This window comes from Cryobacterium roopkundense (genome assembly GCF_014200405.1).
GTDB classification, from domain to species: Bacteria; Actinomycetota; Actinomycetes; order Actinomycetales; family Microbacteriaceae; genus Cryobacterium; species Cryobacterium roopkundense.
The window spans coordinates 3,057,643-3,071,956 of sequence record NZ_JACHBQ010000001.1 but is presented as its reverse complement, the minus strand read 5'-3'; the positions used below and the strand labels follow the sequence as shown (position 1 = coordinate 3,071,956).

The window sequence follows — 14,314 nt, the reverse complement described above, 5'->3', positions numbered from 1 at the left end:
TCACAGCCCCATGTACCAGTCGTAGACCTGCCGCAGCGCGAGCGCGAACTCCGGCCGCTCCACGTCGGGGATCAGCGATCCGAGCAGAGCAGAACTCGCCTGCGAGTGCGCCACGTCGCCCGCCCGGCCCGGCGCGTAGGTCACCTGGATCGGGCGCGGATGCAGCTGCTGCAACAACCCGATCACCGTGTTCAACGAGGTGCGGGTGCCGAAGGCGAGGTTCACCGGGGTGGGGCTCGTCACCGTGCGCAGCAGCGCCTTGGTGAGGGCGTCGGTGACGGCATGCACCGACGTGAAATCGCGGGACTGCTCGCCGTCGCCGAACACCGTGAGCGGTTCGTCGTTCTTGAGCGCCGCGAGAAACCGGGGAATCACCGCGGCGTACACGTGGTCGGCGCGCTGCAGCGGTCCGAACACGTTGAAGAACCGCAGTGCAAGCGTGTGCAGCCCGAAACTTGTGGCGTAGGCGTTGGCGTAGGACTCGGTGGCGAGTTTGCTCACTGCATAGGGACTCAGTGGCAGCGTGGCGAGCGTCTCGATCTTCGGCAGGGCCGGGTTGGCCCCGTAGACGCTCGACGAGGACGCCACACTCACGTGGTTCACCCCACTGGCGCGCGCAGCCTCGAGCACGTGCAGGGTGCCCGTCACGTTCACGTTATTGGTGCTCATCGGATCGTGCAGCGACCGCGGCACCGACGGCAGCGCGCCCAGATGCACGATCGCCTGCACGCCGGCGCTCGCGCGCAGCACGGCGTCGTAGTCGCGCAGGTCTCCTTCGATCTCCCACACGCGCGCATCCGCCACGACACGACGGATGCCCGTGGCGTAGTTGTCGAGGGTGCGCACCCGGTCGATCCCCGGCTCACGCAACAGTCTGTCCACCAGATTCGTGCCGATGAACCCGCACCCACCGGTGATCAGAACCTCCATCGCCGCCGCCACCCCTCAGAGCCGGTGCACGCGGGTCGAGGTGGCGGGCACGCAGTTCTTGGTGTCGAGCACGAGCGTGCTGCCTTCGCCGAGCAGGCCGAGGTCGAATTCGTCGTGTTCGGTGAGCAGCACCACAATGTCGGCGGCGGCGACAGTCTCCCGGGTGAGCTCGCTGCAGTCGATGCCAGCCGGCCAGCGATGGCTCTCCACGTGCGTGTCAACGGCGCTCACGGTGGCCCCGTAGCCGCGCAGCAGGTCGGCGAGGTGCACGGAGGGAGCCTCGCGGATGTCGCCGGTGTTCTTCTTGTATGCCAGTCCGAGCATGAGCACACGCGAGTTCTTCATGGCCTTACCGTCTTCGTTGAGAAGTTCCAGCATCCGCTGCACGACGTACTGCGGCATGTGGTCGTTCACGTCGTTGGCGAGCTCGACGAAACGAAAGTTCTGCCCGAGCTTGCGTTTAACCTGCCAGGACAGGTAGCTCGGATCGACCGGCAGGCAGTGGCCGCCCACGCCGGGGCCCGGCGTGAATTTCATGAAGCCGAACGGCTTCGTGCCGGCGGCCTCGATGGACTCCCACACGTTCACCCCGAGCTGGTGCGCGAAGATGGCGAGCTCATTCACCAGGGCAATATTCACGTGACGGAATGTGTTCTCGAGCAGCTTGGTGAGCTCGGCCTCCTTCGGGGAACTCACCGGAACCGTCTCGTTCACGAGTTCGTCGTAGAAGGCCTTCACCTGGGCGAGCGACGCGGCGTTCACCCCCGACACCACCTTCGGAGTCTCCACGAAGCCCCACTGCGTGTTGCCGGGGTCGATGCGCTCAGGGCTGTAACCCACGTGGAAGTCGCGCCCGGCCTGCAGGCCGGACCCCTTCTCGAGGATGGGAACCAGCATCTCTTCGGTGGTGCCAGGGTAGGTCGTGGATTCGAGGATGACCGTGGCGCCGAGGGTGAGGTGTTCCGACAGGGAGGCGCTCGACGCTTCGATGAAGGACAGGTCGGGCAGGGTGTCGCGCAGGGGAGTGGGAACCGTGATCACGGCGACGTCGAAGTTGGCCACGTCGGCGTAGTCGGTGGTGGGCAGGTAGCGGCCGGTCGCGAGCGCGGCACGCAGCTGATCGTGGGACACGTCGTCGACGTAGGAGATGCCGCCGCGCAGATTGGCGATGCGGGCCGCGTCGAGGTCGATGCCCACCACGGTGTAGCCCACCTCGATGGCCCGCATCGTGACCGGCAGGCCCACGTAGCCCTGCCCCACAATGACCAGTTTGCGTTGTGTCATGGGCCACAGTCCTTTGCTAGTGGTCGTGGATCGGCTCGGCGGCTCAGCAGCGTTATTTTACTCGCGGAGTGCGAAAACGGGGCCGCCAAGATCATAAACTTGGCCGTCCAGATGTCCCTCGAACTGGGTTATCGGCCCGCACGATAGCGACATTTGCTCTGGTTGAATATTTGAATGGAACCAATCTCGGTACTCACACCGCACGGGAAAGGCCGATCTGCGGGGCATAAAGTCGTCCTGCGAATCGTCCTGGCCGGCATGATCGTGGTGGTCTCCGCCACGGCCTGGGTGGGGGTTCGGGCTGTGATGGCCAAGGACGAGCTGCTGAGCGCCATTCCGTTGGCCGCCCAGATACGCAGCGAGGTCGTGGCGGGCGATGGCGAGGCCGCCGGCGAGACATTCGCCGAGCTCGCCCCGCATGCCGCCCGCGCCGCCATGCTCACGAGCGACCCGGTGTGGCGCACCTTCGAGTACGTGCCGTTCATCGGCAGCAACCTCACCTCAGTGCGACAGGTCGCGGGCATCGTCGATGAGCTCGCCCAGAACGCCGCGGAGCCGCTCACCCAGATCGTGGGCGACGTGAAGATCGCCGATTTCAAACCCGTGGACGGCGCCCTCGACGTGCAGCCCCTCGTGGCCGTGCAGCCGCAGATCAGCGCCGCGAACGTGGCCCTCGCGCAGGCCCGCGACGATGTGCAGCTCATCGACTCCACGCACACGTTCGCCCCTGTAACGGATGCCGTTGCCGAGCTTGAGAGGGTGGTCACCGCCGCCGCGGCGAGCGTGGACACCCTGGACCGCGCCGTGCGCCTGCTGCCCGACATGCTCGGAGCGGACGGTGCGCGCAACTACCTCCTTCTGGTGCAGAACCCTGGAGAGCTGCGCGCCACCGGCGGCGTCTCGGGAGCGATGGCGATCATCCACACCGAGAACGGCAGGATCACCCTCGCGGAGCAGGCCTCCAGCGAAGACTTCAAGAGCACCGCGGAGCCCGTGCTCGAGCTGCCGGCCGACACCGAGGCGATTTTTGGGGACACCACCGGCCGGTTCGTGCAAAGCGCCAACCTCACGCCCGACTTCTCACTCACCGGGGCACTCACCCGGGAGATGTGGCGGCTCAAGTTCGGGCTGGAGGTCGACGGCGTGCTCACGGTCGACCCGGCCACCCTCGGCTACCTGTTGAAGGCCACCGGCCCGATGGTTCTGACGACAGGGGAGACTCTCACCGCCGAGAACGCCGTGCAGCTGCTCGTGCGCGACGTGTACGCCACCTACGCCGATAAGACGCAGCAGGACGTCTTCTTCGCCTCCGCCGCGGCATCCGTTTTCACCGAGGTCTCGGCCGGGCACGCCGATCCCGTGAAGCTCATCGAAGCGTTCGCGCGCGCCGGTTCGGAGGGACGCATGCTGGTGTGGAGTGCGCACGAGGCCGAACAGCAGATTCTGGCTGACACCACCCTGGCTGGGGCGCGGCCGGTGAGCGACGCCCAGATCACCAGGTTCGGGGTGTATCTCAACGACTCTACCGGCGGCAAGATGGACACCTACCTCGACGTAAAAATGGGGTTAGGCCAGCAGGAATGTCGCACAAATGGTCGCCCCAGTTATGGGGTCAGCGTGACGCTGACGAACACGGCGCCGGCCGACGCCGGCACCACCCTGTCGTCGCGGGCCACCGGCGGCGGAATCTACGGCGTGACGCCGGGAAACGTGCAGACGATCATTTCGGTGTACGGGGCGCCCGGTATGAAAAACGTCGGACTCACGCGTGATGACGCGGCTGTGCCGCACAACGAGGCGACCGACAGCGGGTATCCGGTGAGCACGGTGGAGGTGCTCCTCGCACCTGGGGAGAGCACGGTACTGCGCTTCGACTGGCTGGGGCAGCTGCCGTTCGACGGTGACCTGGCGGCCGTCGGCACCCCCGTCGTCACGAGCCAGACCCCGAAAGTGCTCGAAAATATCTGTCGCTGACCCCTATAGTGAGACACGCTCAATCGGCATAAACTGCACGTCAATTGGGCTCTTCAATTCGGGTAAGGAGTTGTCATCATGGTTCGAAAGACTTTCGCGGCAGTTGCGTTAGCGGGTCTCGTATTCTTTGCTGTGCCGTCAGTTGCCAACGCCGCGACGTACGTGCCCTCGGGGCCGGCGAGCAACAGCACCAGCACGGGTACGGGCACGAGCACGCTGCCCTCCACGGGAACGGATGCCGCCACGCTGCTCATGTGGCCGGCCGTCGGCGCCCTGGCCCTCGGTCTCGGTCTCGTCTCGGTCCCCATCATCCGCCGCCGCGCCCGCGCCTAACCAAGCGCGCCCCGCCCCACCCGCTGGTCGAGGCGCGAGGCGCGAGGCACGAGCGATCGAGACCCGGCGAGTCGATCCTCAGGCCTGAGTGCGGTCCGAGGGTCGGGTCGCGAGTGCTCGATCGCTTCTTCCCACCCGCTGGTCGAGGCGCGAGGCACGAGCGATCGAGACCCGGCGAGTCGTTCCTCAGGCCTGAGTGCGGTCCGAGGGTCGGGTCGCGATCGCTTCTTCGTCGTGCCTCGATCAGCGGGGCACCACCAGCGTCGCTCCCGGCCGCTACGCGGCCGGGGCCCAGCGACGGATACCGCGGCGCCAGACCGCGTGCGTGAGCGGCACCCCGGGGCGGTACGCGAGGTGCGCCACCGTGGGTGCGTTCAGTAGCTGCAGGTCGGCGAGGCCGCCCACGTGGAGTGAGCCCACGGCATCCGCTCCGTGTTCCCGGCCCACCGCCTTCGCCGCTCCTCGGGTGGCGGCCCACACCGCTTCGTCGAGGGTGAGGCCCATCTGGAGCACCGCCGTGGCCACGCAGAACGGCATCGACGTGGTGTACGAACTCCCCGGGTTGCAGTTGGACGCGAGCGCGATCGACGCCCCCGCGTCGAGCAGCCGCCGCGCCGGCGGGAACGGCTGCCGGGTGGACAGATCGCAGGCCGGCAGCAGCGTGGCCACAGTGCCGCACCCGGCTAGGGCATCCACGTCCGCAGGTTCCAGGTGGTTGCAGTGGTCCACGCTGAGGCAGCCGAGTTCCGTCGCGAGCCGCACGCCGCCGCTGAAGCCGAGCTGGTTGCCGTGCACGCGCAGGCCGAGGCCCGCCGCGCGCCCGGCGAGCAGCACCTCGCGGGTCTCCTCCACGTCGAAGGCCCCCGCCTCGCAGAAGGCGTCGATAAAGTGCACATACGGCCGCACCGCCTCGAGCATCGGGCCTGTCACGAGGTCGAGGTAGTCGCGGCGGTCCACCCCCGCCGGCACGATGTGCGCGCCGAGGTAGGTCACCACATCGGCAACGGATGCGGCGGCGCGAGCACTACGCACCTCGCTCGCCAGATCGAGACCGTAGCCGGTCTTGGTCTCGAGGAAGGTGGTGCCCTGGGCCTCGGCCTCGTCACGTAAGCCCTGCGCGGTCGCCGCGAGTTGCTCCTCGGTGGCCGCGCGCGTCGCCTCGACGGTCACATTGATGCCGCCGGCGGCATACGCCTGGCCGGCCATGCGCGCCTCGAATTCCGCCGAGCGATCGCCCGCGAAAACCACGTGACTGTGCGTGTCCACCCAGCCGGGCAGGGCGGCGCGGCCACCGGCATCCGTTTTCGTGTCGGCGGCCGGGGCCTCGGCGGCGAGGCCGATCCAGAGCACGCGTCCGTCGCCGATCACGAGGGCCGCGTTGTGCAAGCGGTTGCGGTCGTCGTTCTGCGTGGTGAGCTCGCCGATGTTGGTCACGAGTTCGGTGGTCATCGAGTGCCTCCCGGCAGGTCGAGTCGGGCGAGGGCGGCGGCCATCATGGCTTCGGGGCGCGCGGCGGTGCCGTCGGTGCCCACGAGCCGGCCGCCGTCGGCCACGATCCGGCCGGCCACGATCACCCGCAGCACGTCGGAGGCCGTCGCGGTGAGCGGCAGCTGGCCGGCGCTCGAACCGACGCTACGGATGCTGGCGGTCGCCACCTCCACTAGGTCGCACGGGTCCCCCGGGTGCAGCGCCGAGCCGCCCAGGCCGAGCGAGGCATAACCCTGCGCGGAGGCGGCCGCGAGCAGCTCGGCGGGCGTGAAGCGCCCACGTGTTCCGGACGCCAGTCGTTCGCCCATCTCGAGTGCGCGCATCTCGAGGAACGGGTCGATCACGGCGTTCTGGTCGGAACCGAGCGCGATGGGGGCGCCGGCATCGGCGAGTTCGCGGGCCGGGCCGATGCCGTCTCCGAGGTCTGCCTCTGTCGTGGGGCACATCACCACCGTGACCGCGGCCGCGCCGAGCAGCGCCCTGTCGGCATCGGTGAGGTGAGTGGCATGCACGACGCTCAGCCGCGGGGCAAGGGCGCCGAGCGAGTGCAGCACGGCGGTGGGCGTGAGCCCGAACGCCGCCACGCAGTCCGCGTTCTCCTGCGGCTGCTCCGACAGATGCACGTGCAGGGGGATGTGGGAGGGCACTCCGTCGAGAATCTCGCGCATCGCCTCGGGGGACACTGCCCGCACCGAGTGCAGCGCCGCCCCGAGGGTGACCAGCCCGTCGCCGCACGCCGAGGCGGGCGGCAGGACGTCACCGTCGGGAGCGGCACCGAGCCGGTGGCGCAGCCCGTGCCAGCGCGCGAGCCAGCCCGTGGCCGAGCCGTCGCCGAACGCGAGCTGTTCGGGGCCCAGGCCCCGTCCGATCCCGCCCTGCAGGTAGGCAGTGTCGAGCAGCACCAAGCGCATGCCCACCTCGCGCGCCGCCGCCACCAGCGCGAGTTCCATGGCGTGCGGCGGATCGTACGCGGAACCGTCGCCGCGATGGTGCACGTAGTGGAACTCGCCGACCGCGGTGAAACCGCTCACGAGCATCTCGGCGAAGACCGCGCGGGCCAGGTCGAAGTACGTGTCGGGGTCGAGCCGCCCGGCCACGCCGTACATGCGCTCCCGCCAGCGCCAGAAGTCCCCGCCGTCGGCGTGGGTGTGGCCGCGAAGCGCCCGGTGAAAGGCGTGCGAGTGCGCGTTGGCGAAGCCTGGAAGCACGGTGCCGAGCTGCACGTCGAACGGTTCCGGGAGGCACCCGCGCAACACCCGCGCGAGCCGGCCGGCCTCCACCTCAAGCCGCACACCGGCCACGGGAACCCCGTCGATCACGAGAGTCTCGCACCAGTACGAGGCGTTCGGGCCGGTCGTCCCCGACGCCCCGGTCACAGCACGTTCCGCAGCAGCTGCTCGAGGGCCTCAACCCCGGCCACGCAGTCGCCCGGCTCGGCGAATTCCTCGGGGGCGTGGCTGATGCCGGTGGGGTTGCGCACGAACAGCATCGCGCTGGGAACCCGGCTCGCGAGCACGCCGGCATCGTGGCCGGCCCCGCTCGACAGGCGCGGCACGTCGCCGAGGGCGAGCGCGAACCGTTCGCGCAACGCCGGGTCGAAGGCCACTCGCGGGGCCCAGGATTCCTCGGTGACCGTAGCGGAGCATCCGTTGTGGGCAGCCTCGGCCGCAGTGCGCGCGGTGATCTCGGCCACGAGCGCGCGGGTCTCGGCGTCGGTCTCGGCGCGGGCGTCGAGCCAGGCGTGCACGGTGCTTGCGATCACGTTCGTGCCGCCGGGAATCACCTCGAACCGGCCCACGGTGGCGCGGCTGCCGGGCTGGGCCACGGCGGCGTCCTGCACGGCCACGATGGCGCGCGCCGCGGCGACCATCGGGTCGCGCCTGGCGCCCATGGTGGTGGCGCCGGCGTGGTTGCCCTGGCCGGAGAAGCTCAGCCGCCAGCGTCCGTGGGCGAGGATCGACGAGGCCACGGCCACGGGCGACCCGAGGTCGATCAGGCCGCGCCCCTGCTCCACGTGCAGCTCGATGAACAGGCCAACGCGGCTGAGCGCGGCGGGGTCGGCGCCGAGGCGCGCCGGGTCGAGTCCCGCCCGAACGGATGCCTCGGCCAGCGTCACCCCGTCACGGTCGGTGAGTGCGCGCGCGGCGTCGGCGTCGATGGCGCCGCTGATCAGTCTCGACCCGAGGCAGGCCACGCCGAAGCGGGAGCCCTCCTCCTCGGCGAACACGAGCACCGCGAACGGGCGGGTGGGGACGAACCCTGTCGTCTTCAGCCGGGCGACGGCGTCGAGCGCGGAGACCACGCCGAGCGGGCCGTCGTAGGCGCCACCCCCCGGTACCGAGTCGAGGTGGCTGCCCGTCACCACGGCATCCGTTCCGGGCAGGCCCCACCAGGCCCAGAGGTTGCCGTTGCGGTCGGTCTCCACGTCGAGGCCGAGGCTGGTGGCGCGCGCGGTGAACCACTCGCGTAGCTCGAGGTCGGCGCCCTGCCAGAGATGCCGGGAGTAGCCGCCGCGCGCCGCGTCGCGGCCCACCTCGGCGATCTCGTCGAGGCCGGCGAGTAGCCCGTGGGCGAGACTCACAGCGCCCGCGGCCGGCGCGGCCTGGCTCGCGGCATCCGCTTGCCCGGCGCTCATTCGGCTTCCCACATGGGCACGCGCAGGCCGCGCTCGCGGGCCACGTCTGCCGCGTGCTCGTAGCCGGCGTCCACGTGGCGCATCACGCCGGTGCCGGGGTCGTTCGTGAGCACGCGCGCGATCTTCTCGGCGGCGAGCGGGGTGCCGTCGGCCACGATCACCTGGCCCGAGTGGATGCTGCGGCCGATTCCCACGCCGCCGCCGTGGTGGATCGACACCCAGGTGGCCCCGGACGACGTGTTCAGCAGCGCGTTGAGCAGCGGCCAGTCGGCGATCGCGTCGGAGCCGTCCTTCATGCCCTCTGTCTCGCGGTACGGCGAGGCGACCGAACCGGAGTCGAGGTGGTCGCGGCCGATCACGATCGGCGCGCTGAGCTCGCCCGATGCCACCATCTCGTTGAATTTGAGGCCCGCGAGGTGGCGTTCCTGGTAGCCGAGCCAGCAAATGCGAGCCGGCAGGCCCTCGAAGTGCACCTTGTCTTGAGCCTTGGTGATCCAGCGGCGCAGATGCTCGTCTTCGGGGAACAGCTCCACGATGGCCTTGTCGGTGGCCGCGATGTCGGCCGGGTCGCCCGAGAGCGCCACCCAGCGGAACGGTCCCTTGCCCTCCTCGAACAACGGGCGAATGTAGGCCGGCACGAAGCCTGGAAAGTCGAACGCGCGCTCGTAGCCGCCAAGCTGGGCCTCCGCGCGAATCGAGTTGCCGTAGTCGAACACCTCGGCTCCGGCGTCTTGGAAGCGCACCATCGCCTCGACCTGCTTGGCCATCGACGCCCGCGCCCGCAGCGTGAACTCCTCGGGGTGCGCGGCGGCCTCGGTGTGCCAGTCCTCCAAGCGGATGCCTTCGGGCAGGTACGACAGCGGATCGTGCGCGCTGGTCTGGTCGGTCACCACATCGATCGGCACCTTCCGCTCGAGCAGCTCGGCGAACACCGTGGCGGCGTTGCCCACGAGGCCCACCGAAAGCGGTCGACGCTCGGCCTTCGCGGCGAGAACGCGGGCGATCGCGTCGTCGAGGTCATCGGTCATCTCGTCGAGGTAGCCGTGGTCCACGCGGCGCTGCAGGCGGGAGGGGTCCACGTCGACGATGAGCATGACGCCGTCGTTCATGGTGACGGCGAGCGGCTGCGCGCCGCCCATGCCGCCCGCGCCGCCGGTGAGGGTGAGGGTGCCGGCGAGGGTGCCTTCGAACCTCTTCTCGGCCACGGCGGCGAAGGTTTCGTAGGTTCCCTGCAGGATGCCCTGGGTGCCGATGTAGATCCAGGATCCGGCGGTCATCTGGCCGTACATCGTGAGGCCGAGCTGCTCCAGGCGGCGGAACTCGGGCCAGGTGGCCCAGTCGCCCACAAGGTTGGAGTTGGCGATCAGCACGCGGGGCGCCCACTCGTGGGTGCGGAAGACGCCAACGGGCTTGCCGGACTGCACGAGCAGAGTCTCGTCTTTCTCGAGCGTCTCGAGGGTGCGCACGATGGCGTCGTAGCATTCCCAGGTGCGGGCGGCCTTGCCCGTGCCGCCGTAGACCACGAGGTCGTCGGGGCGCTCGGCGACCTCAGGGTCGAGGTTGTTCATGAGCATGCGCAGCGGCCCCTCGGTCTGCCAGCTCTTCGCGGTGAGGGTGGTGCCGCGGGCGGCGCGCACCGGCCGGGTGGTGTGGGCGGTGTGGGTGGTGGTGGTGGTGGTGGTGGTGGAATCCGTCATTGTGAGTCCTTTGCGAAAGTGGGCGGGTCAGTTGTAGAGGGAATGGGTTTCGATGAGCAGCAGGCGGCCGATGCTGTCGATGTTCTGCGGGGTGATGCGGTAGCTCGGCACCACCACGCTGAGCGCCCCGACGATGCGTTCGCCCACGCGAATGGGCGTGGCGATCGCGGTGACGTCGCGTTCCACGCCGTCGCTCACCACGCAGTAGCCGTGGTCGCCGACCTCGCCCTGCAGTGCGGAGCCGGAGGCGCTGGATTCCACGGGAAACTTGCGGCCCACCCAGTTGGCGTGGCGCACCGAGTGGGTGCCCTCCACGATGGCGATGTAGAGCCCCTGCCGCCCCGGCGCCGGAACGCTGAGGTAGGCCGACTCGCCGGTCTGCTCCACGATGCGGGTCATCGGGTCGCGGCACAGCGCCACGAGGGATTCCTGGCTGAGTGCGAGCACGCCGAGCTGCACGACGGTGGCCCCGGGGCGGTAGCTGCCGTCGTCGTCTCGGCGCACGAAGTTCGTGGACTCGAGGGTGCGCAGCAACCGCAGCGCCGTGCTCGCCGAGAGATCGGCCGCCTTGGCCGCCTCGCCGAGCGTCACCGATCCCTTTTCGCACACCACGCTCAGCAGCGTGAGGGCCCGCTCGGCCGTGCGGGTGGTGGTGTCCGCTTTGGGTGCGGTTTCGGTCATGATCTGTCCTGACGAGATGCCTGCTGAATTGCATCTAGTAAAACACGAAGTTCACCCAATGGCAATGCCTTCTCCGTCTCCCCGTGCTTATGTGGCTAACTCCTGCACATCGAGACGCCTCGGCCGCACTCCCGCGTGATTCCGCGGCCGAATTCTGGCCGGCCCGCAGATTGCAGGAGTTAGCCCCCCGGAGGGTGGCGTGTGGGGTGTGTGCCAAGCTGTTCAGACGATGATCGGGGGGTCTCAATGGCGGATGTGTCATACGACAACGACTACGAACGCGCTCAGGTCGATCCGATTTTTCGTGAGCGGATGCGCACCGCCTACGTCGGATCCTGGGACGTGCTCGATGCCCTGTGGTGGGAAGCGCAACCCGAAGAAACGTCCCCGGCCGGTATCCCGTCGCCGCTGGCCCGGCAGAAGGAGCTGCAGCGGCGGATCTTCGCGGCCGATGGTGACGCGGCGCATGACACTGCCAGCCGCACACTGCTGAGGCAGCTCGACGACGAGATTCGCGCCGAACGGGCGGCGCTGCTGAAGGCCAGAACCGGAGAGCGGCCGGCCGCCGAGCCCGATTCGGCGGCGTTCGCCGTGGCATCCGTAGCCGACGGCGCTGCGCAGGCCGCGAGCCCGCTCCCCGGGACTCCCGCAGCAGAGCGGCCCGCTCCTCGGCGCGTGCGCTGGTTCGTTGCTGCCGGGCTCGTCGCGGCGCTGGCCGTGGGGGGGAGTCGCGGGCAGCCAGCTCACCGAGCGCCGATCGGTTGAGGCTCAGGTGCCGGTGGCGACCGCCGTGGCCACACCGGCCGCCGGCGCAGAGCAGATCCTTGATCGCCCCCAGACGCCGCTGGATATTCCCCTCTACGCCATCCCGGACTCCTTCGAAGACGATTCGTATCGCCTCCTGGGGCAACGGCCCGGTGAAGCGAAGGCGTCAGGAACGGCCACGCTCTACGCCGCCCGAACTCTGACCAACCTGACCTGTTTGGTGGCGTTGGGCGGCACGGCCGGCTACCTGGCGAGCTGCACCGAACCCGCGCGATTTCCGGCTTCCGGCCTGCGTCTGTACTGGTCCGGAACTATGGATATCGGTGCGCCAGACGAAGAGGCAATCCTGCAGCCCATGGAGATGTACGCCGTGTGGCACGCCGACGGCACCCTCGAATACGGCGGCAGCAGCCCCGCGACATCCGCTCCCTGAGGCATAACTCCTGCAAATCCTGGCGGTCCGGCAGCACTCCCGCGTGATTCCGCGGCCGAATTCTGCCCGGCCCGGAATCTGCAGGAGTTATGCCTCGGGGAGTGCGGTGGAGGGCGAGCGGGGCAGCGGGCGCCCGGCGGCGAAGACGGCGTCGACAGTGAGGTCGGGGCCGAGCAGCACGGCGTCGGCGGCGTAACCCACGGAGAGCCGGCCGAGGTCGTGGCCGCGGCCGATCGCTCGCGCGGGGGTCTCGGTGAGGGCGGTCACGGCATCCGGCAGGGCGACGCCGGCGGCGACAGCATTCCGCAGGGCCGCGTCGAGGGTGAGGGTCGAGCCGGCGATCGCCCCGCCGTCCACGAGCCGGGCCACCCCGTCGGTCACCTGCACGGCGAGGGACCCGAGCACGTAGCAGCCATCGGATGCGCCGGTGGCGGCCATCGCGTCGGTCACGAGGGCGATGCGGCCGGGTGAACCGGCGAAGGCGAGCCTCACGACGGACGGGTGCACGTGCACGCCGTCGTTGATCACCTCGAGCGTGACGCCGGGGGAGTCCATCGCAGCGGCTACCGGCCCGGGAGCCCGGTGGTGGATGCCCTTCATGCCGTTGAAGGCATGGGTGAGAATGGTGGCGCCGGCATCGAAGGCGGCACGTGCGGTGTCGTAGTCGGCGGCGCTGTGGCCGACCGCCACGCTCACCCCGGCGGCCACGAAGCGGGCGAGCGCGTCGGCGGCGCCCGGCAGCTCGGGGGCGAGCGTCACCTGCCGGATCTGGCCGCGCCCCACCGCGAGCAGCCGCTCGACGCCCTCCGGATCGGGCGAGCGCAGCAGCGCCGGGTCGTGGGCGCCGCGGAAGGTGGCGTCGAGGAAGGGGCCCTCGAGGTGGGCGCCGAGCACGAGCGGGTTGCGCTCCGCCTCCGCCGAGACCACGGCGAGCCGGCCCTCGAGATCGGCCTGGCCCGCGGTCACGAGCGAGAGCACCGCGCGGGTGGTGCCGTGCCGGTGGTGCACGGCGAGTGCGGTCCGGATGGCCTCGGTGCCGTCGTCGAACGCGGCACCGCCCGCGCCGTGGCAGTGGATGTCGATAAAGCCGGGGGTGAGCAGCCGACCCGCGGCATCCGTTGTCTGAACCTCGTCGATGCCGAGCGCGCGCCAGGACGATCCAGTGCCCACCGCGGCCACGGCGCCGTTCTCGAAGGTGACCCAGGCCTCGGGTGTCAGCGTGCCGCCGGAGACGAGCCGTGCCGAGTGGATGAGCGCGCGGGCCGGGAGGCTCATGCCACGATCACGTCGAGGCCGGCGGCGGCGAACGCGGCCACCTGCTCGGTGGTGATGCCCTCGTCCGTGATGAGCGCATCGAACTGGGCCAGATCGCCGAGGCTCGCGAATGCGGTCTGGCCGATCTTGCTCGAGTCGGCCACGAGCATGGCCCGAGTGGCTCGGCGGGCCATCAGCGAGTTGATGGCTGCCTCCCGCTCGTCGTGAACTGTGGCGCCCATCAGCGGGTCGATCCCGGTGACGCCGATAAACGCGAGGTCGAGGGTCACCTGCATGAGCACCTCGTTCACGTAGGGGCCGACGAGCTCGTACGACCTGGAGTGCACGACGCCGCCCGTGACGACGGTCTTGATCTGCGGGCGCATGGCGAGCTGGGCGGCGATGTTGATGGCGTTCGTCACCACGGTGAGGTTGGGGTGCGGGGCGGCCTGCATGATGTCGGCACGGGCGCCGAGGGCGCTCGCGATGGCCGTGCTCGTGGTGCCGCCGCAGAGCCCCACCACGTCGCCGCGGGTCACGAGCGCGCTCGACGCTGCCGCGATGCGGCGTTTCTCCGGTCCGCGGGCCTCGTTCTTGTAGCGCACCGGCAGGTCGTACGCCACGGCCTGCCCGATCGCCCCGCCGCGCGTTCGCGTGAGTAGCTGCCGGCTGGCGAGGGCGTCGAGATCACGGCGCGCCGTCGCCGCCGAGACGCCGAGCTTCTCGATGATGTCGTCGACCTCGAGCTGGCCGGATTCGGCGAGCAGGTCGAGCACTGCCGTGAGGCGGTCGGCGCGATTCATGAGTACCCGTTCCTGATCTGGTGTTCTCCAACCTATC

13 protein-coding genes are annotated in these 14,314 nt (G+C 69.8%); 4 read left to right on the top strand and 9 right to left on the bottom strand.

Annotated features, from left to right (window positions below; translation table 11 throughout):
* Positions 1-930: an NAD-dependent epimerase/dehydratase family protein gene (locus BJ997_RS14375; RefSeq protein WP_035838582.1), complete on the bottom strand. Its 930-nt coding sequence runs from the start codon at positions 928-930 to the stop codon at positions 1-3.
* 15 nt (positions 931-945) lie between these two features.
* Positions 946-2,214 carry a nucleotide sugar dehydrogenase gene (locus BJ997_RS14370; RefSeq protein ID WP_035838585.1) on the bottom strand — a complete coding sequence of 423 codons (1,269 nt, stop codon included), beginning with the start codon at positions 2,212-2,214 and terminating at the stop codon, positions 946-948.
* A gap of 174 nt (positions 2,215-2,388) precedes the next feature.
* On the opposite strand from BJ997_RS14370, the gene BJ997_RS14365 reads away from it, so the two are divergent.
* Together BJ997_RS14365 and BJ997_RS14360 are read left to right on the top strand one after the other, a co-directional pair.
* Complete coding sequence (locus BJ997_RS14365) at positions 2,389-4,188, top strand: DUF4012 domain-containing protein (RefSeq protein ID WP_084141546.1); 1,800 nt, start codon at positions 2,389-2,391, stop codon at positions 4,186-4,188.
* A 78-nt stretch (positions 4,189-4,266) separates the two neighbouring features.
* Positions 4,267-4,521: a hypothetical protein gene (locus BJ997_RS14360; RefSeq protein ID WP_035838588.1), complete on the top strand. Its 255-nt coding sequence runs from the start codon at positions 4,267-4,269 to the stop codon at positions 4,519-4,521.
* Between the two features lie 276 nt (positions 4,522-4,797).
* On the opposite strand, the gene hutI is transcribed toward BJ997_RS14360, so the two are convergent.
* From hutI to BJ997_RS14335, 5 genes are read right to left on the bottom strand one after another with little or no spacing between them, the layout of a single operon-like run.
* Positions 4,798-5,970 (bottom strand): imidazolonepropionase, encoded by a 1,173-nt coding sequence (gene hutI, locus BJ997_RS14355; protein WP_183323556.1) that lies wholly within the window; start codon positions 5,968-5,970, stop codon positions 4,798-4,800.
* Positions 5,967-7,385, bottom strand: a complete 1,419-nt coding sequence (locus BJ997_RS14350) for a formimidoylglutamate deiminase (RefSeq protein WP_183323555.1) — start codon at positions 7,383-7,385, stop codon at positions 5,967-5,969. The genes hutI and BJ997_RS14350 overlap by 4 nt, the downstream gene beginning before the upstream one ends.
* Positions 7,382-8,644 carry an allantoate amidohydrolase gene (locus BJ997_RS14345; protein ID WP_152602279.1) on the bottom strand — a complete coding sequence of 421 codons (1,263 nt, stop codon included), beginning with the start codon at positions 8,642-8,644 and terminating at the stop codon, positions 7,382-7,384. The genes BJ997_RS14350 and BJ997_RS14345 overlap by 4 nt, the downstream gene beginning before the upstream one ends.
* Positions 8,641-10,341: a urocanate hydratase gene (gene hutU, locus BJ997_RS14340; protein WP_052542480.1), complete on the bottom strand. Its 1,701-nt coding sequence runs from the start codon at positions 10,339-10,341 to the stop codon at positions 8,641-8,643. Before hutU ends, BJ997_RS14345 begins: the two co-directional genes overlap by 4 nt.
* A gap of 27 nt (positions 10,342-10,368) precedes the next feature.
* A complete protein-coding gene (locus BJ997_RS14335; RefSeq protein WP_035838034.1) occupies positions 10,369-11,022 on the bottom strand; it encodes an IclR family transcriptional regulator in 654 nt (217 codons plus the stop codon).
* Positions 11,023-11,268: 246 nt separating this feature from the next.
* Here BJ997_RS14335 and BJ997_RS14330 point away from each other — a divergent pair, with 246 nt between their 5' ends.
* Together BJ997_RS14330 and BJ997_RS14325 are read left to right on the top strand one after the other, a co-directional pair.
* On the top strand, positions 11,269-11,787 hold the full coding sequence (locus BJ997_RS14330; RefSeq protein WP_035838036.1) for a hypothetical protein: 519 nt from the start codon (positions 11,269-11,271) through the stop codon (positions 11,785-11,787).
* Between the two features lie 25 nt (positions 11,788-11,812).
* Entirely contained in the window at positions 11,813-12,220 is a 408-nt protein-coding gene (locus tag BJ997_RS14325; RefSeq protein WP_152602280.1) for a hypothetical protein, read from the top strand.
* An 87-nt stretch (positions 12,221-12,307) separates the two neighbouring features.
* Here BJ997_RS14325 and nagA read toward each other — a convergent pair whose 3' ends face one another.
* Together nagA and BJ997_RS14315 are read right to left on the bottom strand one after the other, a co-directional pair.
* Complete coding sequence (gene nagA / locus BJ997_RS14320; protein ID WP_035838040.1) at positions 12,308-13,495, bottom strand: N-acetylglucosamine-6-phosphate deacetylase; 1,188 nt, start codon at positions 13,493-13,495, stop codon at positions 12,308-12,310.
* Entirely contained in the window at positions 13,492-14,277 is a 786-nt protein-coding gene (locus tag BJ997_RS14315; protein ID WP_035838042.1) for a DeoR/GlpR family DNA-binding transcription regulator, read from the bottom strand. The genes nagA and BJ997_RS14315 overlap by 4 nt, the downstream gene beginning before the upstream one ends.
* Positions 14,278-14,314 lie beyond the last annotated feature (37 nt).

Bases quoted from the DNA above. Each gene is read 5' to 3' on its own strand.
- BJ997_RS14315 (WP_035838042.1), bottom strand. From the start codon at position 14,277: ATGAATCGCGCCGACCGCCTCACGGCAGTGCTCGACCTGCTCGCCGAA.
- BJ997_RS14375 (WP_035838582.1), bottom strand. From the start codon at position 930: ATGGAGGTTCTGATCACCGGTGGGTGCGGGTTCATCGGCACGAATCTG.
- BJ997_RS14365 (WP_084141546.1), top strand. From the start codon at position 2,389: ATGGAACCAATCTCGGTACTCACACCGCACGGGAAAGGCCGATCTGCG.
- BJ997_RS14330 (WP_035838036.1), top strand. From the start codon at position 11,269: ATGGCGGATGTGTCATACGACAACGACTACGAACGCGCTCAGGTCGAT.
- hutU (WP_052542480.1), bottom strand. From the start codon at position 10,341: ATGACGGATTCCACCACCACCACCACCACCACCACCCACACCGCCCAC.
- BJ997_RS14335 (WP_035838034.1), bottom strand. From the start codon at position 11,022: ATGACCGAAACCGCACCCAAAGCGGACACCACCACCCGCACGGCCGAG.
- BJ997_RS14360 (WP_035838588.1), top strand. From the start codon at position 4,267: ATGGTTCGAAAGACTTTCGCGGCAGTTGCGTTAGCGGGTCTCGTATTC.
- BJ997_RS14345 (WP_152602279.1), bottom strand. From the start codon at position 8,644: ATGAGCGCCGGGCAAGCGGATGCCGCGAGCCAGGCCGCGCCGGCCGCG.
- BJ997_RS14370 (WP_035838585.1), bottom strand. From the start codon at position 2,214: ATGACACAACGCAAACTGGTCATTGTGGGGCAGGGCTACGTGGGCCTG.
- nagA (WP_035838040.1), bottom strand. From the start codon at position 13,495: ATGAGCCTCCCGGCCCGCGCGCTCATCCACTCGGCACGGCTCGTCTCC.
- hutI (WP_183323556.1), bottom strand. From the start codon at position 5,970: ATGACCACCGAACTCGTGACCAACATCGGCGAGCTCACCACGCAGAAC.